The organism is Rhodococcus sp. 14-2483-1-1, from assembly GCF_002259335.1.
Taxonomy (GTDB): Bacteria; Actinomycetota; Actinomycetes; order Mycobacteriales; family Mycobacteriaceae; genus Rhodococcoides.
Genome location: NZ_NPFX01000022.1, coordinates 174,752 through 201,717, shown reverse-complemented (window position 1 = coordinate 201,717; position 26,966 = coordinate 174,752). Strand labels below are relative to the sequence as shown.

Here is a 26,966-nt window from a genome sequence, read left to right as displayed (position 1 = left end):
TTCAGTACATCGAGCGGGTGTGAACCGACACGAACGCAGACCAGAACGGAAGCCAGAATTGCTCAATCGCGCGCACCAGCCGCCGCGGCTCGACACCCCGAACCGGACCGAAACCTTCGAGCCGATGAATTCGGCGTCGGATTTCGCCACCGCGACCGTGCCGCCGAAGGGCAAGTGAATGCGTGCAACAACAACCGGTGGGTCTCAGACGCCCCCGACCGGCACCGGTTTCGAAAACGGCTTCCCACTCTCGTCCGCCCAGCGGGGAATGTGGTTCGCTCAGCAGCTCGCCCCTGATGTTGCAGTCTGCATCGCCCAGTACGTCGACCTGCGAGGCAACCTCGACATAGCAGTGCTGCAGGAAGCGTCGGCTCAGGCCGGACACGAGTTCCAGTCCGCCTACCTCCGTCTGGCCGAAGTCGACGGAGAGGCCGTTCAGCTGGTCGATCACTCCATCGACCAATCCGTGAACTACCTGGACCTGCGCGGCGAAGACGATCCCATGGCCTCGGCGCTGCGCTGGATCGACCACAACTACGTGCAGCCGGTCGACATGGAGAACGATCCGCTGGTCGAGAGCTGGATCATTCAGGTCGAGGACGAGCGCAACCTCTGGTACAGCAAGATCCACCACGTGGCCCTGGACGGCTACGGTGCCATGACCCTCGTCAACCGCACCGCAGCGCTGTACACAGCCGCCGTCGAGCACTCCGAACCCGAGCCCAACAAGGCGGCCGAGTTGCGCCGTCTGTACGAGCTCGATCAGGAGTATCGGACGTCGACACGCTTCGAGTCCGACAAGGAATATTGGGTCGCCCGCGCCGCCGACATTCACGACGGAGCAACTCTGTCGAACACGGACGGCCGCACGATTGCCGCCAGCAAGTTGCGCAGCATCGCTCTGCCCGCCGACGTCGTGACCGCTCTCGAAGACTCCGACTCCACCAAGGGCGGAACCTCGGCCGCGGTGTTCATCGCCGCGTTCGGCTGCTACCTCTCGCGAATGACCGGACGAGACGACGTACTGGTCAACATTCCTGTGTCCGCCCGAACCACGGCGTTGCTCCGCCGATCCGGCGGAATGCTGGTCAACGTCGCACCGATTCCGATGCACGTCCGAGAGGACGCCACCGTCGGTGAACTGGTACAGCAGGTCCAGCTCGAGTTGATGGGCGCGCTTCGGCACCAGCGGTTCAGCATCGAGGACATCCGGCGCGAGCTGGCGGCCTCGGGCAGCGACAAGCAGCTCACCGGGCCGATGGTCAACATGATGCTGTTCCACCAGCAGATCAACCTCGGTTCCATTGTCGGCGAGTTCAACATCGTCACGTCGGGGCCGGTGGAGGACCTTCTGGTCAACGTGTACCAGAGTGGTTCACCTGCAAGAACATTCGTCGATTTCAGGGCGAACCCGAACCGATACGACGACGACGACCTCACGGCGCACCATTCGAGTTTCGTGGATATGGCCGAAGCATTCATTGCGGCCGCCCCCGATGTCGTTGTCGCCGAAGTACATCCGGACAGCGCCGACGAAGGCCGACGACGCCGACGCGCCGCCGCTCAGCTCGCCTACTGGACGGATCGACTCTCCGATTCTCCGGACCTGATCGGCATCCCCACCGATCGAGTCCGTCCTTCGCGTATCGGCCATGTTCGCGCATCGCACGAAATCACCCTCGGATCCACGTCCTGGGCCGCAGTCGAACAACTGGCCGCCGACCGGTCGACAACGCCGTTCGTGGTGTTCGAATCCGTTCTCGCCGTGCTTCTTTCACGCCTTGCCAGCACCGACGACGTCTCGATCGCCGTGCCCGCCGACAGCGGCGAAACCGTCGTTCTGCGTACCAACCCGAACGGACGGCAGTCTTTCGGCGACTTCGTCGCTTCGACCGAGGTCGATTTCGACGCTGCACTCGCACACGGTGACGTGTCGTTCGAAGACGTCGTCGACGCGCTCGGTCTGTCTCGGTCCGGCTCGCACAGCCCGTTGGCTCAGGTTGCGCTTCGATTCGGTCCCGCGGCTCTGCCGCACGACGGGGTCGACATGGATCTGGTCGTCACCGTCAACGAGTCCGATTCGGTCGGTGTCGTTTTCGATTACGCCACAGAACTGTTCGACGCCGCGAGCATGTCGCAATTCGGCCGCCGAGTGGTCCGGATTCTCGACGCGCTCACGGATGCACCCGAGCTGCTGATCGGGGACGTGGACATTCTGTCCGCGGCCGAGCGTGCTCGACTGGCTCCGGTTCGTGGGCCGCGGTCTGTGGTGGGTGTGGTGTTGCCGGAGTTGTTGGCTGGTGCGGTGGGTGTGGCTGGTGTCGGTGGTGTTGCGGTGGTGTCGGGTTCGCGGGTGCTTTCGTATGGTGAGTTGGATGCGGCGTCGTCGCGGTTGGCGCGGATGTTGATGTCGTGTGGTGTGGGTCCGGGGTCGTTCGTGGCGTTGGCGTTGTCGCGGTCGGTGGAGTCTGTGGTGGCGGTGTGGGCGGTGGCGAAGGCCGGTGGTGCGTTCTTGCCGGTGGATCCGAATTATCCGGTGGATCGGATCGAGCACATGTTGGTCGATTCGGGTGCTGTGGTGGGTGTGACGTTGGGTGCTCATGTGGGTGCGGTGTCGGGTGTGGGTGGGGTGTCGTGGGTGGTGCTCGATGATCCGGATGTGGTGGCGGATCTGGCGTTTCGGTCGGCTGCTCCGGTGTTGGATGCCGAGCGTTCGGGGGTGTTGCGTCTCGATGATGCGGCGTATCTGATTTATACGTCGGGGTCCACTGGTGTGCCCAAGGGTGTGGTGGTCACTCATCGTGGTGTGGGGAACTTGGCTGCTGAGGAGCGGGTTCGGTTCGGTGTGGGTCCGTCGTCTCGGGTGTTGGCGTTTGCGTCGCCGAGTTTCGATGCGTCGATTCTCGAGTTCGTGTTGGCGTTTTCGGGTGGGGCGACGATGGTGATTGCTCCGCCGTTGGTGTTCGGTGGGGTGGAGTTGGCGTCGTTGTTGGCGCAGGAGCGGGTCTCGCATGCGTTCGTGACGCCGGCGGCGTTGGCGTCGGTGGATCCGGTGGGGTTGGATTCGGTTCAGGTTGTGGTCACCGGTGGTGATGTGTGTGCGCCGGAGTTGGTGGCGCGGTGGGCGCCGGGTCGGCGGATGTTCAATGCGTACGGTCCGACGGAGGCGACGATTTTCTCGTCGATTTCGTCGGCGTTGGTGGTGGGGGAGTCTGTCGATATCGGTTCTCCGACTATCGGTTTCGCGGAGGTGGTGTTGGATGCGCGGTTGAATCCGGTGCCGGTGGGTGTGGTGGGTGAGTTGTATCTGGCGGGTCCGGCGTTGGCTCGTGGGTATCACGCTCGGTTGGGTTTGACGGCGGAGCGTTTCGTGGCCAATCCGTTCGGTGGTGCGGGTTCGCGGATGTATCGCACCGGTGATGTGGTGCGGTGGAATGCGTCGGGTGCGTTGGAGTATGTGGGGCGTAGCGATTTTCAGGTGAAGGTGCGTGGTTTCCGGATCGAGTTGGGTGAGATCGATTCGGTGTTGGCGGCTGTGCCGGGTGTCGATTTTGTGGTCACTGTGGGGCGTGAGAGTGCGGCCGGGGCGACGGTGTTGGTGTCGTACGTGTTGCCGGTGGCCGGGACGGTTCTGGATGCGGCGTCGTTGCGGGAGCATGTGGGGTCGGTGTTGCCGGCGCATATGGTGCCGTCGGCGTTGGTGATGCTCGAATCGATTCCGTTGACTCCGGCAGGCAAACTCGACCGAAACGCACTACCCGAACCGGAACTCGGATCGCACGGTGCGTTCGAGGCCGCGCAGACGGAGTACGAAGCCGCTGTGGCAGCTGTCTTCTGCGACGTTCTCGAGGTCGATCGGGTCGGTGTGACCGACAGCTTCTTCGATCTCGGCGGAAACTCTCTGGTGGCAACGCGATTGATCGCGCGAGCAAATTCTGCCCTCGGAACCGATCTGAAAGTTCTCGACCTGTTCGAGGCATCGACGGTGCGCACACTGGCAGAACGTGCGGAGGCAAAGGGTGCCTCGTTGCACCGCCGCCCGGCACTCGTGGCTGTCGAACGACCCGAGTCCGTTCCGCTCTCTCTCGCTCAGCAGCGAATGTGGTTCATCAACCAGTTCGACGTGGCCTCGCCCGCGTACAACATTCCACTCACCGTCCGTTTGACGGGTCGCCTGGACGTCACCGCGATGTCCGCGGCCATCGGCGACGTGCTGTCGCGCCACGAATCTCTCCGGACGGTGTTTCCCACCGTGGGAGATCTGCCGAACCAGGTCATCACCCCGGTCGAGGACGTCACCGGACCCAACCTCCCACTGGACTTCGTCGAGGTCGACGCCGCGTCGGTAGACGCACTCGTCCGCACCTCTGCGACAACAGGATTCGACGTCACGGTCGATCTTCCATTCCGGGCCGTGCTGTATCGGACCGGCGCGGAAAGTTTTGTGCTCGCCATCGTGGTGCACCACATTGCTGCCGACGGTGCCTCGATGGCACCGCTGGCGCGCGACGTCATGGTCGCCTACGGCGCCCGGTCTGCGGGATCGGCTCCGATGTGGGATCCCCTGGCCGTGCAGTATGCGGACTTCGCCTTGTGGCAACACGCCGTCCTCGGCAACGAGAACGACCCCACATCCGTGGCATCGCGGCAGATCGACTTCTGGCAGTCGGCACTGGCAGATCTACCCGACGTGTTGCCGATGCCGCTCGATCGACCACGGCCCATTCGGCAGTCGATGCGTGGCAGCGTCACCCCGTTCACCATTCCGGCCGATGTCGCCGCTCGATTGTCTTCGGTTGCGGCCGAACACGACTCAACGCTGTTCATGGTGGTCCACTCCGCGCTCGCTTTGCTGCTCGCCCGGTTGAGCGGCACCCGCGACATCGCTATCGGAACTCCGATCGCTGGCCGAGGGGATGCAGCCCTCGACGATCTGGTCGGTATGTTCGTCGGCACGCTCGTGCTGCGTACACAGGTCGAACCGCACGCGACTTTCGGCGAGTTGTTGGCCGGTACCCGACGATCCGATCTCGCTGCCTTCGACAACACCGACATTCCGTTCGAGCGACTCGTCGATGTGCTCGATCCGGCCAGATCGACCGATCATTCACCGCTGTTCCAGGTTCTCCTCGAATTCCAGAACAACGCCGCGGCCACGCTGGAACTGCCCGATCTCACCGTCGAGTTCGAGGAAATCAGCACCGACACAGCGAAGTTCGACCTGCAACTGCGTGTCGATCAGAACCCCGCCGACGATTCCGGTGCGTTGTCGGCCTCCTTCACCTACGCCACGGATCTGTTCGATCCCGACACCATCGATCGGTTCGTCGACCGCTTCCTGCGAATCGTCTCCACCATCGGCACATCGACGGACGTCCGGACCGGCGACATCGACATCCTCTCCGCCGCAGAACGGGAACTCGTTCTGTTCGAGTGGAACGACACCGCACGACTGATCGAATCGTCTTCGGTCCACCAGCAGATCCCGGCCGGAGATAGCGGCGTCACGCTGAGCAGCTTGTTCGACCGGCAGGTGCTTCGCAGTCCGTACTCGACCGCGCTGGTGTTCGAGGACGAGCGCATCACGTATCTCGAACTGGACGAGCGTGCCAATCAGCTCGCTAGGCACCTCATCTCGCTCGGCGTGGCTCCGGAATCCCACGTCGGCCTGGCAATGCGACGATCGATCGACCTGCTCGTGGGTATGTACGCCATCGTCAAGGCCGGCGGTGCATATGTTCCGATCGACCCGGACCATCCGGTCGAGCGGTCGTCCTACGTGCTGTCGAGTGCTCAACCGGTGTGCATTCTCACCACGAGCCGCGACTGGATCAACATTCCGGTGGCAACTCCCGTTCTCGCCGTCGATCTGTTGGACGTCTCCGATCGCGATCACTCGTCGGTCACCGATGCCGATCGACTGGGCAGCCTGGGTGGCTCGAACACCGCCTACGTGATCTACACCTCCGGTTCCACCGGCCGGCCCAAGGGCGTGGCAGTCACGCACTCCGCCATAGTGAATCGCCTGCTGTGGATGCAGCACGAGTATCGTCTCGAGGCGGCCGACACCGTTCTGCAGAAGACGCCCGCCACCTTCGACGTCTCGGTGTGGGAATTCTTCTGGCCACTTCAGGTGGGCGCCAAACTCGTGGTGGCAGAACCCGACGGACACCGCGACCCTGCGTACCTCTCCCGCATCATCGCCGACGAGCACATCACCACCGTGCACTTCGTACCGTCGATGCTCGCTGTGTTCGCTGCCGGTGCCCGGGCTGCGGAGTGCACATCGCTGCGGCTGGTCTTCTGCAGTGGCGAAGCACTTCCGCCTGCCACCGCGGCACAGTTCGCTCAGTTCTCCCTCGCGGAGTTGCACAATCTCTACGGCCCGACCGAAGCCGCAGTCGATGTCAGCTACTACCACGTGACCGGACGGGATCCGGTCTCCATCCCCATCGGCGCACCGGTGTGGAACACCCGGTTGTACGTGCTCGACGCGTCGTTGCGGCTGGCACCGATCGGCGCACCCGGCGAGCTGTATCTCGCGGGTGTCCAACTCGCACGCGGTTATGTAGGGCGCGGCGATCTGACGGCAGATCGCTTCGTCGCCGACCCGTTCGGGGAACCGGGTGAGCGGCTCTACCGCACAGGCGATCTGGTTCGCTGGCGCGCCGACGGTGAGCTCGAGTACATCGGCCGTACCGATTTTCAGGTCAAGTTGCGCGGCCTGCGCATCGAGCTGCCCGAGATCGAAGCCGTCCTGCTGCGGTCCGAGTCGGTCGCCCAAGCGATCGCATTGGTACACAAGGACCCGAACACCGGTGAGACGCTGGTTGCTTACGTCGTGGGCGCACACGGTGCTGCCGTCGACCCCACCGATCTGACGGCCGAGGCCGCGCGCCGGCTTCCGGCCTACATGGTGCCCTCGCATGTGGTGGTGCTCGATTCGCTGCCGGTCAACGCCAGCGGAAAGCTCGATCGAAAGGCGCTGCCTGCACCCGAGTTCACCGTCGCCGCTTCGGAATTCGTCGGTCCTGAGAACCCCGTCGAAGAAATCGTGGCCGGCATCTTCGCTGACCTGCTCGGCATTTCCCAGGTGGGCGTCACGTCGAGCTTCTTCGAGATCGGTGGCAACTCTCTGATCGCGATGCGTTTGGTAGCGCGGGTCAATGCCGCACTCGGAAGCAATATCGGTATCCGGGATCTGTTCGACGCGCCCACCGTGCGCGCGTTGTCCGCTGGCATCGACATCCGTGAACACGACGCCGACGCGGCTCCGCGACTGGTTCCGCAGGAGCGGCCAGACGTAGTCCCGCTGTCGCTGGCGCAGCAACGAATGTGGTTCATCAATCAGTACGACACCGAGTCGGCTGCCTACAACGTCGCGTTCGCCATGCGCCTGAGCGGTGCCCTCGACGTCGACGCGATGCGATCGGCCATCGGCGATGTGCTGACGCGGCACGAGTCTCTTCGCACGATGTTCCCGCTGTCCGACGACGGCCCTGTGCAATCGATTCTCGATGTGGCGTCGGCACTGCCGGATCTGACTCCGATCACTGCGGACGACGACCGGCATGTGCACGAACTGATCGGCGATGTCGCCGGCTCGGGCTTCGACGTGGTGGCGGACGTTCCGTTGCGCGTCCGATTGATCCGGGAGCGCGAGAACGAGCACGTACTCGTCATGGTGGTGCACCACATCTCCTCCGACGGCTTCTCCAGCGCCCCGCTGGCCCGCGATCTGATGGTGGCGTACAGCGCCCGTGCCGCAGGGCACGCACCGAGCCAGGAACCGTTGCCGGTCCAGTACGCCGATTACGCACTGTGGCAGCGTCGATACCTCGGCACGGAGTCCGATCCCGCGTCGCTGATGGCACAGCAATCGACCTACTGGGTCGACACACTGTCCGGCAGCCCCGAGGTTCTGCCCCTGCCAACCGATCGCCCCCGCCCGGCGGTGGCGTCTCTGCGCGGCGACTCGGTCTCGTTCGAGATCGACGCGGCCGTCCATGCGCGGCTCGCAACTGTTGCTGCCGAGCACAATTCGAGCTCGTTCATGATCGTGCACGCCGCATTGGCCGTCCTTCTCGCCCGACTGTCCGGCACCGAGGACATCTCGGTGGGAACGCCGATCTCGGGTCGAGGGGACGCTGCGCTCGACGAGCTCGTCGGCATGTTCGTCAATACCCTCGTGCTACGCACCCAGGTGCCGGGCTCCACTCGTTTCGAGGATCTCCTCTCGGACGTGCGTGCCACCGACCTTGCGGCGTTCACACACTCGGACATCCCGTTCGAGCGCGTCGTCGATGCGGTCGATCCCGCGAGATCGACCGCCCATGCGCCGTTGTTCCAGGTGATGCTCGAGTTCCAACACACCGACCGACCGACGGTGACGTTGCCCGGCCTGTCGATCGAGGGCATCGAACTGCCCAATCACATCTCCAATTTCGACCTGCAATTGACGGTCTCGGAAGAATTCGACAAGTTCGGGGCACCGGTCGGCATCGATGCCGGTTTCCGCTACGCCACAGAACTGTTCGATGCCGACACGGTCCGAGTCCTCGCCGACCGCCTCGCGCGAATCCTCGATGTCGTGACGACGGACCCGTCCGTCCGGATCGGGGACATCGACATTCTGTCGAACGACGAATACGCCTCCCTGGCTCCGGTTCGTGGTCCGCGGTCTGTGGTGGGTGTGGTGTTGCCGGAGTTGTTGGCTGGTGCGGTGGGTGTGGCTGGTGTCGGTGGTGTTGCGGTGGTGTCGGGTTCGCGGGTGCTTTCGTATGGTGAGTTGGATGCGGCGTCGTCGCGGTTGGCGCGGATGTTGATGTCGTGTGGTGTGGGTCCGGGGTCGTTCGTGGCGTTGGCGTTGTCGCGGTCGGTGGAGTCTGTGGTGGCGGTGTGGGCGGTGGCGAAGGCCGGTGGTGCGTTCTTGCCGGTGGATCCGAATTATCCGGTGGATCGGATCGAGCACATGTTGGTCGATTCGGGTGCTGTGGTGGGTGTGACGTTGGGTGCTCATGTGGGTGCGGTGTCGGGTGTGGGTGGGGTGTCGTGGGTGGTGCTCGATGATCCGGATGTGGTGGCGGATCTGGCGTTTCGGTCGGCTGCTCCGGTGTTGGATGCCGAGCGTTCGGGGGTGTTGCGTCTCGATGATGCGGCGTATCTGATTTATACGTCGGGGTCCACTGGTGTGCCCAAGGGTGTGGTGGTCACTCATCGTGGTGTGGGGAACTTGGCTGCTGAGGAGCGGGTTCGGTTCGGTGTGGGTCCGTCGTCTCGGGTGTTGGCGTTTGCGTCGCCGAGTTTCGATGCGTCGATTCTCGAGTTCGTGTTGGCGTTTTCGGGTGGGGCGACGATGGTGATTGCTCCGCCGTTGGTGTTCGGTGGGGTGGAGTTGGCGTCGTTGTTGGCGCAGGAGCGGGTCTCGCATGCGTTCGTGACGCCGGCGGCGTTGGCGTCGGTGGATCCGGTGGGGTTGGATTCGGTTCAGGTTGTGGTCACCGGTGGTGATGTGTGTGCGCCGGAGTTGGTGGCGCGGTGGGCGCCGGGTCGGCGGATGTTCAATGCGTACGGTCCGACGGAGGCGACGATTTTCTCGTCGATTTCGTCGGCGTTGGTGGTGGGGGAGTCTGTCGATATCGGTTCTCCGACTATCGGTTTCGCGGAGGTGGTGTTGGATGCGCGGTTGAATCCGGTGCCGGTGGGTGTGGTGGGTGAGTTGTATCTGGCGGGTCCGGCGTTGGCTCGTGGGTATCACGCTCGGTTGGGTTTGACGGCGGAGCGTTTCGTGGCCAATCCGTTCGGTGGTGCGGGTTCGCGGATGTATCGCACCGGTGATGTGGTGCGGTGGAATGCGTCGGGTGCGTTGGAGTATGTGGGGCGTAGCGATTTTCAGGTGAAGGTGCGTGGTTTCCGGATCGAGTTGGGTGAGATCGATTCGGTGTTGGCGGCTGTGCCGGGTGTCGATTTTGTGGTCACTGTGGGGCGTGAGAGTGCGGCCGGGGCGACGGTGTTGGTGTCGTACGTGTTGCCCGTGGCCGGGACGGTTCTGGATGCGGCGTCGTTGCGGGAGCATGTGGGGTCGGTGTTGCCGGCGCATATGGTGCCGTCGGCGTTGGTGATGCTCGAATCGATTCCGTTGACTCCGGCAGGCAAACTCGACCGAAACGCACTACCCGAACCGGACTGGTCCGCTCAGGTCACCACGGGCGGCCGCGATGCCGACAATGCGGTCGAGAAGACGCTGGCCGGATTGTTCGCCGAGGTCCTGCGGCTGGACCGCGTCGGCGTCGACGATTCGTTCTTCGCGCTCGGCGGCGACAGCATCATGTCCATTCAGTTGGTCTCGCGCGCCAAAGCCGCCGGCCTCGCCCTCTCGCCGCGAGATGTGTTCGAGCACAAAACAGTTGCCGCGCTGGCCGAGGTGGTCGCAGCCGGTGACGGAACAGCAGCGCTCGTGCTCGAAGAACTGCCGGGCGGCGGTGTCGGAGACGTACCGCTGACCCCGATCGTGGCATGGATGCTCGATCGCACGGCAGTGCTCGACAAGCACACCCAGACCGCTGTCCTGACGCTTCCAGCGGACATCGAACTCGACGTTCTCGAAGCCACTGTCCAGACGGTTCTCGATCACCACGACATGCTTCGCGGTGTGCTGCATCGCGGTGAACACCCCGCGATGGAGGTTCTTCCCGTCGGATCGGTGTCCGCGCGGTCGGTTGTCCACCGAGTCTCGTCGACAACCGTTCACGGGGCGGAGTTCTCGGAGCAGGCCAGAACCGAGGCCGCGGCAGCAGTGGCCCGCTTGGCACCTGATTCCGGTGTCATGATCCAGATGGTGTGGTTCGACGCAGGCACCGAGGGAAGCCGTCTGCTCGTTGTCGCCCATCACCTGGTGATCGATGGTGTGTCCTGGCGGATTCTCGTTCCGGATCTCGCGTCGGCATGGGCCCAGATCATCGGCGGAAACACCCCGGAACTGGCTCCGGTCGGCACCTCGATGCGCCGTTGGTCTCACGGTTTGCGTGAGGTCACCGCGACCCGCGCCGACGAGCTGGAAATCTGGCGATCTGTTGTGGCGCAACCCGATCCGCTCATCGGATCCCGTGCGCTCGATCGCGAGATCGACGTGTACCGGACCGTGGACAAGATCGAGACGACTCTGTCGACCGACGTCACCGAGGGACTGCTCACCGCACTGCCCGACGCGTTCCACGGCAGCGTCAACGACGGTCTTCTCGCAGCTTTGGCCCTTGCCACCGCCGTCTGGCGACGAGGTCGCGGCGTGGTCGTCGACGACGCGCTCATCTCCCTCGAGGGTCACGGTCGTGAGGACCACGTCGTGCCCGGCGCTGATCTCGGCCGCACCATCGGTTGGTTCACCACGATCTACCCGCTCAGATTGACCCTCGACGGTATCGATCTGGACGACGCTCTCGCGGGCGGCGCCGATGCAGCGCGCCTGATCAAATCGGTCAAGGAGCAGTTGCTGGCCGTTCCGGATCACGGCATCGGCTACGGCATGCTGCGATACCTGGACGAGACGGGTGCCGCTGCGCTTCGCGACTTCCCGGCTCCCCAGATCAGTTTCAACTACCTCGGGCGCTACAGCACCGACATTCCGGACGAGCTTCGCGGGCACGGCTGGTTGCCGGTCGACGATTCCGGTGTCGGTGATTCGCAGGACGACGATCTACCCGTCGCCGCTGTGCTCGACATCAACGCCGTCACCACGGCGACACCGACCGGCCCACGACTGGAAGCCTCGTTCGCGTTCCCGACAGGCGTTCTCGACGCGGCCGAGGTCGCAGAGCTGGTCGAACTGTGGCGACAGGCACTCACCGCGCTGACTCTGCTTGCACAGCGGCCCGGAGCCGGCGGTTTCACTCCGTCCGATCTCGAGCTGGTTCGGCTCGACCAGAGCTCGATCGACGACCTCGAACGCGTCTATCCGACACTGGACGACATCTGGTCGATGACGCCTCTGCAGGCCGGTCTGCTGTTCCACGCCGAGCTGTCGGATCAGTCCGTCGATGCCTACATCGTTCAACTCGTGTTGGAACTGCGCGGACACGTCGACGAAGCTCGGTTCCGACGGTCTGCTCAGGCGCTGCTGCGTAGACACGCCAACCTACGTACCGCCTTCGTGCACAACACCGACGGCGAGTCGATCCAGATCGTGCATCACGAGGTGGACGCACCGTGGTCGTCGATCGACCTCACCGGTCTGGACGTCGACGATAGGGCCGCCGAGCTCGAACGCATCGAACACGAGGACCGAGCCACCCGTTTCAACATGGCTCAGGCTCCGCTGTTGCGCTTCATGCTGATCACGGTGGCGCCGGGCGAGTGGCGTCTGGTGATGACCAACCATCACATTCTGCTCGACGGTTGGTCGACGCCGCTGCTGCTCAAGGACCTCTTGACCCTGTACATGGTCGACGGCGACGAGACCGTGCTCCCGCGCGTCCCCGCCTACCGCGACTACCTGTCGTGGCTCGCAAAACGTGACCGTTCGTCGGCAACTGCGGCATGGACCGACGCGCTCGCAGGACTGTCCGAACCCACTCTGTTGACTCCGGTCGAAAGTCGGCGCCAGGAATCGACGTTGGCCGGCCGTGCGCTGATCTCGTTGGACACCGCACAGACCGACCGACTGCGGGCCGTCGCCCGAGCACGCGGCGTGACGATGAACTCCATGGTGCAGGCGTCGTGGGCCATGGTTCTCGGCACCTTGACCGGACGCTCCGACGTGGTGTTCGGTGCGACCGTGTCCGGACGACCGCCCGAGGTGTCCGATATCGAGTCGATGGTCGGCTTGTTCATCAACACCCTGCCGGTCAGGATCGTGCTCGATCCATCCGAGACACTCGGTGAATACCTCGATCGGGTGCAGGCCGAGCAGGCTGCTCTGCTCGATCACCACTACCTCGGACTCACCGACATTCAGCGCGCCGTGGGACCGGCCGTCGCCTTCGACACCCTGACGGTGTTCGAGTCCTACCCGATGGACCGTGCAGGACTGTCGGCCGAGACCGACCTCGCCGGCATGCACGTCCACGACGTCCACGACGGCAGCGACACGGCGCAGTATCCACTGACTCTGGTCGCGATGGTCGACGACCGCCTGCACATCGAAGCCAAGTATCTGCCAGAACTGTTCGAGGACAGCGTCGTTCGAGCGACGATCGACAGGATCGTCCGGGTACTGGAGGCCATTGCCACCGATACCGATCGGCGCGTCGGATCGCTGTCACTGCTGTCCGAGGACGAACTGGGTCGACTGGCCCCGGTTCACGGCCCGGCGTCGTCGGGTGTTCGTCTGCTCCCCGAGATCTTCACCGGTGCAGCGGCGACGAACACCGACGGCCTCGCTCTGTGGAGCGGGGACGGCAGCCTCGGCTACGCCGAGCTGGACGCGCGGTCCTCCGCTCTTGCCCGCGCGCTCATCGCCCGCGGTGCCGGACCGGAAAGTGTTGTCGCACTGGCTCTACCGCGCTCCATCGATTCTGTTCTCGGTATCTGGGCGGTCGCCAAGACGGGCGCGGCATTCCTGCCCATCGATCCGAGCTACCCCCGCGATCGCGTCGAGCACATGTTGGTCGACTCGGGTGCCTCCATCGGCCTCACACTCGCCACGCACGTCCCCGCTGTCGACGGTCTCGGCTCGGCCCGGTGGACCGTCCTCGATCAGGACGAGACACGTGCCGAGCTAGCCGATCTCTCGACCACCCCGGTGCGCGACGAAGACCGAACGCGTCCGATGCACGTCGATCAGGTCGCCTACTTGATCTACACGTCGGGCTCGACCGGTGTGCCCAAGGGCGTCACCGTCACCCATCGCGGTCTTGCGAATCTGGCAGAGGAAGAGCGAAGCCGTTTCGAGGTGACTCCCGATGCTCGAGTTCTGGCTTTCGCTTCGCCGAGCTTCGATGCCTCCATCCTCGAACTGGTCATGGTCCTCTCCGGCGCTGCGACAATGGTCATCGCACCGACCTCGGTCTACGGCGGCACCGAGCTGGCCGCACTGCTCGCCGAGCAGAACGTGACGCACGCGTTCGTCACGCCTGCCGCACTGGCATCGGTGGACCCCGAAGGCCTCACCGAGCTGCGCGTCGTCGCCACCGGTGGAGACGTCTGTCCGCCCGAGCTGGTGGCTCGCTGGGCTCCGGGTCGTCTGATGTTCAATGCGTACGGACCCACCGAAGCGACCATCTTCTCGTCGATCAGCGATCCGCTGAGCGTCGATTCCTCTATCGACATCGGTTCGCCGACAATCGGTTTCAGCGAGGTCGTTCTCGACACACGGCTGCATCCCGTTCCGGTCGGAGTTGCGGGAGAGCTGTATCTCGCCGGGCCCGCACTTGCCCGGGGCTACCATTCCCGATTCGGTCTGACAGCAGACCGATTCGTTGCAAATCCCTTCGCCGAGCCGGGTGCGCGGATGTACCGCACCGGAGATGTCGTGCGGTGGACCGAATCCGGGACACTCGAGTACGTCGGGCGCAGCGACTTCCAGGTCAAGGTGCGTGGGTTCCGTATCGAACTGGGCGAGATCGACGCTGTTCTGACCGACGATCCGACGGTCGAATTCGCCACCACGGTTGGGGTCGACGGTCCGACGGGAAACACGATTCTGGTCGCCTATGTTCTTCCGCGACCGGGTCGGCAGATCGACGCCGCCGCATTGCGGACCCATGTGTCGAGTTCGCTTCCCACGCACATGATCCCGACGGCCTTCGTCGCGCTGGAATCGATTCCGTTGACCCCTGCCGGCAAGCTGGATCGAAAAGCACTGCCTGCTCCCGATCTCCATCTCGGAAGCGATTCACGTGCTCCCCGAACCGAGACGGAGCGGATCATCGCCGACATATTCGGCGAGGTGCTCGGAATCGAGGCAGTCGGTATCGATTCGAGCTTCTTCGATCTGGGCGGCGACTCCCTCAGCGCCACCAGACTCACCGCGCGAGTCAACACTGCCCTGGACACTGCGATCAGTGTGCGTGCCCTGTTCGAGGCTCCCACTGTCGAGTCGCTCGCAGAGCGCGTGGACAGCAACCCGCTCGGCACGGTTCGCCGCCCCGCACTCGTCGCGAAGCCGCGGCCGAGTTCGATTCCGTTGTCCTTGGCTCAGCAACGGATGTGGTTCATCAACCAGTTCGACGTGACGTCGGCGGCGTACAACATCCCGCTCGCGGTTCGTCTGACCGGTCGTCTCGATATCGCTGCGATGAGCGCGGCCGTCGGCGACGTTCTGGAACGACACGAGTCGCTGCGCACGGTGTTCCCCACCCAGGGAGAGCGACCCGAGCAAAAGATTCTCGACGTCCGGACTGCATCGACGGAGCTCGACGTCGTCGATCTCGACGCCGGCGAGGTCGTGGCGGCCGTGTCGGCAGCTGCGGCACAGGGATTCGACGTCTCGACCGAGCTGCCCTTCCGCGCGGTTCTGTACCGGTTGGCACCGGACGAGTTCGTGCTCTCGATCGTCGTGCATCACATCGCCGCCGACGGAGCGTCCATGGCACCACTGGCGCGAGACGTGATGGTGGCCTACGGAGCCCGTGCCGCAGCCACAGTTCCGATGTGGGTACCGCTCGAGGTTCAGTACGCCGACTTCGCGATATGGCAGCGCGATGTTCTCGGCGACGAGTCCGATCCGTCGTCACTCGCCGCACAGCAGCTGGACTTCTGGAAAACCGCCCTGGCGGACCTGCCCGAGGTTCTCCCGCTGCCGTTGGATCATCCCCGCCCGGCCCGTCAATCGTTGCGCGGCAACAGCGTTCGTTTCGAGATCGACCGCGACGCCCATGCATCACTGGTCGACGTCGCACGCGCCAACGAGGCAACCGTCTTCATGGCCGTACATGCTGCATGGTCGGTCCTGATGGCGCGACTGAGCGGCACCGAGGACATCGCGGTCGGTACCCCCATCGCAGGCCGCGGCGACGCCGCACTCGACGATCTGGTCGGCATGTTCGTGGGTACGCTCGTTCTGCGCACCGACGTGGCACCGCAGCTCTCGTTCACCGACCTGCTCCGTGCCACGCGCACAGCCGATCTGGCTGCGTTCGACAACACCGACGTCCCGTTCGAGCGGTTGGTCGACGTACTCGACCCGACGCGTTCGACCGACCACTCGCCGCTGTTCCAGGTACTGCTCGAATTCCAGAACAACACCTCGGCGACGCTCGAGCTGCCGGACCTGACCGTCCGAGCCGTCGACATCGACGCACACGTGGCGAAGTTCGATCTACAGCTGACCGTTGCGGAGAACTTCGACGAGACCGGTGCGCCGTCCGGGATGACCGCAGCGATCACGTATGCGGTCGATTTGTTCGAGGAATCGTCCGTCCAGGAGTTCTCCGCACGCTTCGGTGCCGTTCTCGATGCAGTCACTGCCGATCCTGACAGCGCCGTAGGCGACATCGATCTGCTTCTCACCGGCGAACTCGATGCGATGACGCACGAGTGGAACCACGCGGGTCTCGAGGCAGACGACTCGACCTTGGCCGACCGATTCGCCGCTGCTGCAGCACGATTCCCGGATTCGCGTGCCGTCGTCTTCGGCGATCGATCGATGACCTACGCCGAGCTGGACGACCGTTCGAGCCGCCTGGCCCGCGTTCTCGTCGGTCGCGGCGTGACGTCCGAATCGCTCGTTGCGGTCGCAATGCCACGTGACGAGCAGCTGATCGTGGCGCTGCTCGCCGTGATCAAATCCGGCGGCGGGTATCTGCCGATCGACGTCTCCTACCCAGCTGACCGACTCGCGTTCATGCTGGAGGACGCCTCGCCTGTCTGCGTCATCTCCACCGTGGCCGACAGCACTGCGGTTCCGGCCTCCGACGTCGATGTTCTCCTGGTCGATTCGCCGGAACTGATCGCGGAGCTGAAGGACGTCTCCGGCGCACCGCTGACCGATGCGGACCGCTCGGGCAGGACCGGTGCAGATTCGATCGCGTACGTCATCTACACCTCGGGTAGTACCGGTCGCCCCAAGGGCGTCCAGATCGCGCACCGCAATGTGGCGACACTGTTTGCGAACACCGCGGATCTGTTCGATTTCGACAGCCGCGATGTCTGGACGATGTTCCACTCGTACGCGTTCGACTTCTCGGTGTGGGAGCTGTGGGGCCCGTTGCTGCACGGCGGAGCCCTCGTCGTCGTCGATTACTACACGGCACGTTCGCCGGAGCTGTTCCGCGAGTTGCTGGTGCGCGAGAAGGTCACGGTGCTCAACCAGACACCGACGGCGTTCTACCAGTTCGCTGAGGCCGATAGGGTTGCCACCGCTGCCGTGGGAGCTGCCGATGACTCGGCAGACCTCTCGCTGCGTTACGTCATCTTCGGCGGTGAGGCACTCGATCTCGGACAGTTGGGCCGTTGGTATGCCCGACACGACGAGTCCGCGCCGACCCTGGTGAACATGTACGGCATCACCGAGACGACGGTCCACGTGAGCCACCTGGCCCTGACCGAGGAGTTCGCCGCCTCGGCGTCCGCCAGCGTCATCGGTCAGGCGATCCCGGCCCTGAACGTTGCCGTTCTCGACGCGCGTCTGAAGCCTGTGCCACCCGGCGTGACCGGCGAAATGTACGTCTCCGGGGCACAGCTCTCGCGCGGCTACCTCGGACGGGCCGGCCTGTCGGCAACGCGTTTCGTGGCTGATCCCTCCGGTCCGGCCGGACACCGGATGTACCGCACCGGTGACACTGCGCGATGGAACCGCGACGGGGCGCTCGAATACCTGGGCCGCAGTGACATGCAGGTACAGCTGCACGGGTTCCGCATCGAACTCGGTGAGATCGAAAGCGCTCTGCTCGCATTCGACGGTGTCGCGGCCTCCGTGGTCTCGGTACGAGACGACGGATTCGGTGACCGATTGATCGGCTACGTCGTTGCCGAGTCCGGTCGAACCCTCGATCACTCCGCCGTTCTCGATTTCGTGGGCACCACGCTGACGTCCTACATGGTGCCTGCCGCGCTGATCGTGCTGGACGAGCTGCCCCTCACCGCCAACGGCAAGCTCGATCGACGCGCCTTGCCGGCACCGGACTTCTCGGCCAATGTCACCGAAAGTCGCTTGCCTGCAACAGAAGTCGAGTCCATTCTCGCCGGCCTGTTCGCGGACGTGCTCGGACTCGACACCGTCGGCGTCGACGATTCGTTCTTCGCACTCGGCGGCGACAGCATCATGTCGATTCAGCTGGTCTCCCGCGCCAAGGCGGCCGGACTGGTGCTGGCTCCACGCGACATCTTCGAGCGCAAGACCGTGGCCGCGCTGGCCGAGGTGGTCGTTCTCGGAGGCGACGTCGTCGTACTGGAGGAACTCGACGGCGGGGGAGTCGGCCCACTACCACTGACACCGGTCGTTCGATGGATGTTGGATCGCAGCACCGACTTCGGTCGCTACACCCAGACCGCTCTGCTTCAGCTCCCGGTCGGTATCGACACCACCACGCTCGAGCGCACAGTCCAGGCCGTGCTCGATCGTCACGACATGCTGCGGTCGCGTCTGTTCCAGGACTCGGACGGCACGTGGCACGAGGAAGTCTCTCCGATCGGGACCGTGTCCGCCGCGTCGGTCATCCATGCCGTCTCGGTCGATTCCGTGGACGGTGCCGAGTTCTCCTCCCGCGCCGCAACCGAACTCGACGCCGCAGCGGATCGACTGATCCCCGCCGACGGGGTCATGGTCCAGATGGTGTGGTTCCAGGGCCCGAACGGATCCGGTCGACTTCTCGTCGTCGCACATCACCTCGTCATCGACGGCGTGTCCTGGCGCATCCTCGTTCCGGATCTGGCCACGGCATGGAGCCAGATCGTCGCGGGCGACGAGCCTGTGCTGGCACCGATCGGCACGTCGATGCGGCGCTGGTCCACCGGATTGACCGAGGTCACCACAAGCCGCGCAGGCGAGCTCGGGCTGTGGCGACGCATCCTCGACGGCGAAGATCCGACCATCGGCTCGCGTCCGCTGGACAAGCGGGTGGACGTCGACGCCACCGTGCAGCGCATTCGCACATCGCTGCCGGTCGAGGTCACCGAGCGCCTGCTGACCACGGTGCCGAATGTCTTCCGGGGCAGCGTCAACGACGGCCTGCTGGCCGGGTTGGCTCTCGCGCTCACGGCATGGCGTCGCGAACGGGGAGCCGCTGTCCGCAGTGCGCTGATCACGCTCGAAGGCCATGGCCGTGAAGACGCCGTGGTTCCCGGAGCCGATCTCGGCAGAACCGTCGGCTGGTTCACCACGATCTTCCCGGTGCGCCTCGACCTCGGTTCCGTCGACATCGCCGACGCGTTGTCCGGCGGAGACTCCGCAGGCACGCTGATCAAGGCCGTCAAAGAGCAGCTGCTCGAGATCCCCGATCACGGCATCGGCTACGGCATGCTCCGGTACCTCGATCCCGCAGGAACCGAAGCTCTGTCCGATCACGCCGCTCCGCAGGTCAGTTTCAACTACCTCGGGCGCTTCTCGACCGGTTCGTCCGAGGGCATGGAAGACGTGGGCTGGATTCCCGTGGCCGACGCCGAACTGGGCGACGCGCAGAACCCGGACATGCCCGTGCCGGCCGCGTTGGACATCAATGCCGTCACGACGTCGACACCCAATGGCCCACAGCTCGACGCCACGTTCGCATTCCCGGCCGGGATCCTCGGTGCCGACGAGGTCGATCGACTGATCGAGCTCTGGACGCAGGCGCTCACCTCGATCACCGAGCACGCCTCGGCCGACGGTGCGGGTGGTCTCACTCCGTCCGATCTCGAGCTGGTCGACATAGATCAGAGGTCCATCGAGGTACTGGAGAACAGATTCCCGGACCTGGACGACGTGTGGTCGATGTCGCCGCTGCAGGCTGGTTTGCTCTTCCACGCGCGCCTCGCGGGCGAGGTCGGCAGCGACTCTGCGGGCGTCGACGCCTACATGGTGCAACTCGGCCTCGAGTTGCGTGGCACCGTCGATTCCGAGCGGATGCACGCCGCAGTCGACAAGCTCGTCTCACGTCATCCGAATCTGCGGGCAGCGTTCGTCCACAACAGCTCCGGCGAATCTCTGCAGATCGTGCAGAGTTCGGTCACGGTTCCGTGGGCCGAGATCGATCTGCGCGGTGAAGCCGATGTCGAGGCTGCACTGGAAGGAGTCCTCGAAGCCGATCGCGGTGTTCGGTTCGAGATGGACTCCGCGCCGCTGCTTCGATTCACGCTCATCACCCTCGCCGACGATCATTGGCGACTGCTGCTGACCAACCACCACATTCTGCTGGACGGGTGGTCGACGCCGCTGGTCGTCAAGGAACTCATCACGCTGTACGTCACCGAGTCCGACGACTCGATGCTGCCGCGGGTGCCCGCGTACCGGGACTACCTGACATGGATGCGGCAACGCGACGTCTCGATCTCGACCGCGCAGTGGGTCAGTGCGATGGCGGGCGTCGAGGAGCCGACGCTGCTGGTCACCGGCGATCGAGGGCGGCAATTGTCCACGGTCTCTCGCGAATCCGAACGCTCGTTGTCGATCGAGACCACCGCTGCCCTACGCGATTTCGCGGCGCGCCGCGGGTCGACTCTCAACACGCTCGTCCAGACCGCGTGGGGCGTCGTGCTCGCGACACTGACCGGCCGAGACGACGTCGTGTTCGGTGCCACCGTGTCGGGACGTCCACCCGAGGTCCCAGGCATCGAAGGCATGATCGGGCTGTTCATCAACACGCTGCCCGTTCGGGTCACGCTCGATCCGAGCGAGACGCTGGGCGCTCTGGTCGATCGTGTTCAGTCCGAGCAGGCGTCGTTGCTGGACCATCACTACCTCGGATTGACCGACATCCAGCGTGCGGCTGGTGCCGGGGTCGCATTCGACACGCTGACGGTGTTCGAGTCGTACCCGGTCGATCGCGCCGGTGCCTCTGCGGCAACGGATTTCGCCGGTATGCAGGTGACCGACATTCTGGGGACCGACGCCGCACACTATCCGTTGACTCTGGTCTCGTCCGTGGACGAGCGCCTGAATCTGAAGGCCAAGTACCTGCCCGAACTTTTCGATGTCGAGGACGTCGACGCCATCGTCGACCGAGTCGAGCGGGTGCTCGGCGCAGTGCTGGCAGACGAGCAGCAGCCTCTGGCCCGACTCAGCCTGCTCGATCAGGCCGAATTCGGCTCCCTGGCACCGGTATTCGGAATCGAAGGCCGCTCCACGCGTTTGTTGCCGGAGATCTTCTCCGACGCCGCAGCCATCGATCCGGACGCCATCGCGCTGCGCAGCGTGGACGGAGAGCTGACGTACCGGGAGCTGGACCGACGGTCGAACAGACTCGCTCGGATCCTGCTGAGCCACGGCGTGCACACCGAGACGTTCGTCGCGCTCGGTATCGCGCGGTCCATCGAATCCGTTCTGACGGTGTGGGCGGTCGCCAAGTCCGGTGCCGCGTTCGTTCCGGTCGACCCGAACTACCCCGCCGATCGCATCGAGCACATGCTGGCGGACTCGGGCGCGAGTTTCGGCGTCACCACCCGTGCCCATCTCGACGACCTGCCCTCGACCGTGGCATGGATCATTCTGGACGATCTCGCCACGGACGGCCCGAACGGCGTCGGTGACGAGCCGATAGCCGACAGCGAACGTCACGGTCGCATCACTCTGGACAGTGCTGCGTACACGATCTACACGTCGGGTTCGACGGGCGTTCCGAAGGGCGTCGTGGTCACCCACTCCGGCCTCGACAACTTCGCGACCGAGCAGCGCGAGCGCTACGGCGTCTCGAAAAAATCACGGACACTGCATGTTTCGTCGCCGAGCTTCGATGCCTCCGTGCTCGAATATCTGCTCGCATTCGGTGCCGGAGCAACCATGGTGATCGTGCCACCGACGGTGTACGGCGGCGAGGAGCTCGCGTCGTTGTTGGCATCGGAGGCAGTGACTCACGGATTCATCACTCCGTCTGCCCTCGCGTCGGTGGACCCAACAGGTCTCGACACGTTCGCCGACGTCGTCGTCGGCGGCGAGGCCGTTCCGGCCGAGTTGGTCGGCAAGTGGGCCCCCGGGCGCAACCTGTACAACGGGTACGGACCGACCGAGGCCACGATCATGTCCAACATCAGTGCACCGATGGTCGCCGGCGAGCCGGTGTCGATCGGTGGGCCGGTGCGCGGCGTGCACGAGGTGGTCCTGAACTCACGGCTGCAGCCGGTTCCTGTCGGTGTCGCAGGAGAGCTGTACCTCGCCGGTGTCGGTCTGGCCCGCGGCTACCACGACCGAATGGGCCTGACGGCAGAGCGATTCGTCGCCGATCCGTTCGGTGCACCCGGTTCGAGGATGTATCGCACCGGAGACGTGGTGCGGTGGTCACCGGATCTGACCGTCGAGTACGTCGGTCGGAGCGACTCCCAGGTCAAGGTTCGCGGCTTCCGCATCGAACTCGGCGAAATCGACGCGGCGCTCTCCGCGCATCCTGCGGTGGACTTCGCGGCGACCTTCGGCACTCCGGGGCCTTCGGGGGCGACCGTGCTCGTTGCCTACGTGCGTCTGGCAGGGGAGGCAGTCGACACCTTCGACACCGCTGTGCTGCGCGATCATCTCGCCGCTGCACTGCCCTCTCACATGGTTCCGAGCGCCATCGTCGTGCTCGAGACCATTCCGCTCACCCCCGTGGGCAAGCTCGATCGCGCTGCCCTGCCGATACCGGAGTTCGGTGCGGCAACGTCGTACCGCGAGCCGACCACCCCTGCCGAGCTGACCGTCGCTGCGGTGTTCGCCGAGATCCTCGACATCGACCGAGTCGGTGCCGACGACAGCTTCTTCGAGCTGGGGGGCGACTCGCTCAGCGCAACTCGGGTGATCGCGCGTGTCAACGCCGAATTCGGTACTGCGATCGGCGTTCGCACGATCTTCGAGACGCCGACGGTGTCGGGTCTGGCGAACGTGGTCGGTACTGCGGACACCCGATCGCATCGTCCGGCCCTCGTCGCAGTTCAGCGTCCCGAGCACATTCCACTCTCGCTCGCTCAGCAACGTATGTGGTTCATCAACCGGTTCGACACCTCGTCGGCGGCATACAACGTGCCGCTGGTCGTCAAACTGACCGGGCAGCTCGACACTGCGGCACTGGCCGCCGCGGTCGTCGACGTTCTCGAACGCCATGAGTCGCTACGCACGACCTTCCCCGAGGGTCCGCAGTTCCCGGTGCAGCTGGTGCATCCGGCCGGCGATGTCGCGCCGACGGTCGAACCCGAACGGATCGATGCCGGGGTACTGACCGATCGCGTGGCCCTGTTGGCGGGTCGAGGGTTCGACGTCACCACCGAGATACCGGTGCATGTCGAGCTGTTCCAGGTGCTCGACACGACCGGCTCGGCGGCGGACGATCAGGTCTTCGTTCTCGCCATGGTGGTGCACCACATCGCAGCCGACGGCGCATCGATGGCACCGCTGGCGCGCGACGTCGTACTCGCATACTCGGCTCGCAGTGCAGGGCGCGCGCCGGATTGGCGGCCGCTACCGGTGCAGTACGCCGATTACACGCTCTGGCAGCGTTCGTTGCTCGGCGACGAAAAAGACGAGTCGAGCGTGGCTGCGGCCCAGCTGAAGTACTGGACGACAACGCTCGCAGGACTGCCGGATCTGTTGCCGTTGCCCACCGATCGCCCTCGACCCACCACTCAGGATTTCCGGGGTGGCCGGGTGCGATTCACCGTCGAGGCCGAGATACACCGGGCACTCGTCGAGGTGACCCGCGAGCAGAACGTCAGTATGTTCATGGTGCTGCACGCCGCGTTCGCCGTGGTGTTGGCACGACTGAGCGGTACCGACGACATCGCGATCACCACCCCGGTGGCAGGGCGCGGCGACGCGGGACTGGACGACCTCGTCGGGATGTTCGTCAACACGTTGGTGTTGCGCAGCCGGGTCGTCGACTCCACCTCGTTCGTGGATCTGCTCACCCAGGTGAAGGCACAAGATCTCGATGCCTTCGATCACACCGAGATGCCGTTCGAGCGCATCGTCGAGGTGCTCAATCCCACCCGGTCGACGGCGTACGCTCCGCTTTCACAGGTGGCGCTGTCGTTCCAGAACAACGAGAAGGCGTCACTCGAGCTCCCCGACCTACGGGTGGAGGGCTTCGACTTCGACGTACCCGTCGCCAAGCAGGATCTGCAACTCCTGGTGTCCGAGAATTTCGGGGACGACGGGCGACCGGCCGGCTTCGAGGCAGCGTTCGATTACGCCACATCACTGTTCGACGCAGCCACCGTCGACGCCATCGCGGCGCGTCTGGTTCGCGTGCTCGACGCCGTCGGGAACGATCGACTCACTGCGGTGGGGGATATCGATATTCTCGGTGCCGACGAGAAGCAGGCTTTGGCACCGGCCCGCGGTTCGGCGGACGTCGCGCTGCGGACATGGCCGGAAATGCTCGCCGCGTCGGTGGCACTCGACCCGTACGCGGTCGCCGTCACCTATCGAGGCGTGAGCCTGTCCTACGCCGACCTCGACAGCTGGTCCAACCGCATTGCTCGGATGCTCATCGACTACGGCGTCGGCCCGGAAACGTTCGTCGCCCTGGCACTGCCTCGGTCGATCGAATCGGTCCTGTCGGTGTGGGCGGTCGCCAAGACCGGCGCAGCTTTCTTGCCGGTCGACCCCAACTACCCGTCCGACCGCATCGCGCACATGCTCGAAGATTCCCGCGCTGCAATGGGATTGACCGATATCGACAGTAGGGAGTCGCTACCCGACACCGTGCCGTGGCTCGTGCTGGACGATCCCGAGACGTCCTCGGAACTGTCTCGTTACCCCGTGGATGCCGTCACCGACTCGGAGCGCACGGCGACGCTGCACCTCGACCACCCGGCATATTTGATCTACACGTCGGGTTCGACGGGTCGGCCGAAGGGCGTCGCGGTGCGACACCGAGGCATGGCCAACTTGCAGGCCGAGGTGATCGAGCGATTCCGACCCACCCGAGATTCGCGGGTGTCTCACATCGCTTCGCCGAGTTTCGACGCGTCGGTGTACGAGCTGACGATGGCATTCGGCGTCGGTGCCACGGTCGTGATCGTGCCGCCGGGTACGTTCGGCGGCAGCGAACTTGCCGACCTGCTCGAGTCCGAACACGTCACGCACGCATTCCTGACACCGGCGGCGTTGTCGTCGATCGACGAGACCCGCCTCGGCACTGTCCGCGTCCTTGCAGTCGGCGGCGAGGCCTGTACTCCGGAACTGGTGGCGAAATGGGCACCTGGCCGCAAGATGTTCAACGGCTACGGTCCGACCGAGACCACTATCCAAGCGAGTGTCGGTGGGCCGTTGGTGCCCGGCGGCACGGTGGACGTCGGCAGCCCTGGGACCGGATTCCGGTTCCTGGTGCTCGACGCACGCCTGCGACCGGTCCCGGCAGGTGTGTCAGGCGAGCTGTACATTGCCGGCCCAGGCACTGCACGTGGGTACCTACGGCGATTCGGACTGACGGCCGAGCGGTTCGTAGCCGACCCGTTCGGTACTCCGGGCGAGCGGATGTACCGCACCGGCGACGTCGTGCGCTGGGGGAGTACCGGTGCTGTCGAATTCGTCGGACGCAGCGACTTCCAGGTCAAGGTGCGCGGCTTCCGAATCGAACTCGGTGAGATCGACTCCGCCCTCACCGAGCACGAACAGGTCGGATTTGCCGCCACGATAGGACACACCGCGGCGTCCGGGGACACGGTGCTCGTGTCGTATGTCCTGGCGGCAGACGGCGAGACGGTCGACACCGAGGCGCTGCGAGATCGAGTAGCCAAAGTGCTTCCACGCCACATGGTTCCGTCGGCGATCATCGAGCTCGACGACATTCCGCTCACCCCGGTGGGCAAGCTCGATCGTCGGGCATTGCCGATACCGGAGCTGACGGTCTCGACAACTCCGTACCGAGCACCGAGTACCGACGTGGAGGCTGCCATCGCCGACGCCTTTGCTCAGGTTCTCGGAGTCGAGCGTGTCGGTATGGACGACAACTTCTTCGAGCTCGGCGGCACCTCGCTGGTGGCCACGAAGATCGTGCCGGCCATCGAAGGCGCCATCGGAGTACGAGTGCCGCTGCAAGCGTTGTTCGTCGACCCCACACCGGCCGGGCTGGCCGCACGGGTTGCGTCCGACGCCGATGCCGCGGGTGCCGATCTCGATTCGGTGTTCGGAGTGATGATTCCGCTGCGTGGTACCGGGTCGAAGGCACCGCTGTTCTGCGTCCACCCGGGAATCGGGCTCTCGTGGGGATACGCCGGTATCGTCTCGAAATTGACCGACGACCGTCCCGTGTACGGCCTGCAGCTGCCGAGCATCGTGGAAGGTACTACGTTCGGTTCGATTCGTGACCTCGCGCACCGATACGCCGACGAGATCCGCACTGTCCAGCCGGTCGGTCCGTACCACCTGCTCGGTTGGTCGCTGGGCGGCTCGCTCGCTCACGCGATCGCTGTGGAATTGCGCAGCACCGGCAGCGAAGTTCGCACTCTCGCGTTGCTGGACAGCTACGTCGACGGCCACGACGACGACAACATCGACGGAGCGTTGAGCGTCGAGAATCTGCTCGGAGGCCTGGGTCTCGACCTGACGGCGCAGCCGTCGGCCGAGCCGCTGACCTACGAGCGGGGCGTGGAACTGCTGGACGAATCCTTGGGTCAGACGACCGGCGTGACTGCCGATCATCTGCGAAGAATCAACGCAGGATTCGAGAATTCGACAAGAATCATGGCCGAGTTCGTGCCGGACGTCTTCGACGGAGATGTTTTGTTCTTTTCCGCAACGAAGGGTGCGAGCGACGGAATTGTCAGATCACCGCAGGAATGGCGACCGTACGTGACAGGGGATATCGTCATCCACGACGTCGAGGTTTTCCACAACGAGATGACAAATGCCGATGCGGCCGATGTAATCGGGCCGATCGTCGATTCTCATCTGGGTAATACAGCTGAATAACGTTTGGCGTGTTCTTCAC

2 protein-coding genes are annotated in these 26,966 nt (G+C 64.6%); both read left to right on the top strand.

What is annotated here, in order from left to right:
• The first annotated feature begins 19 nt into the window (after nt 1–19).
• Entirely contained in the window at nt 20–178 is a 159-nt protein-coding gene (locus tag CH294_RS27570) for a hypothetical protein (RefSeq protein ID WP_155289297.1), read from the top strand.
• A complete protein-coding gene (locus CH294_RS21870) occupies nt 179–26,947 on the top strand; it encodes a non-ribosomal peptide synthetase (protein WP_094739070.1) in 26,769 nt (8,922 codons plus the stop codon).
• The last annotated feature ends 19 nt before the right edge of the window (nt 26,948–26,966 follow it).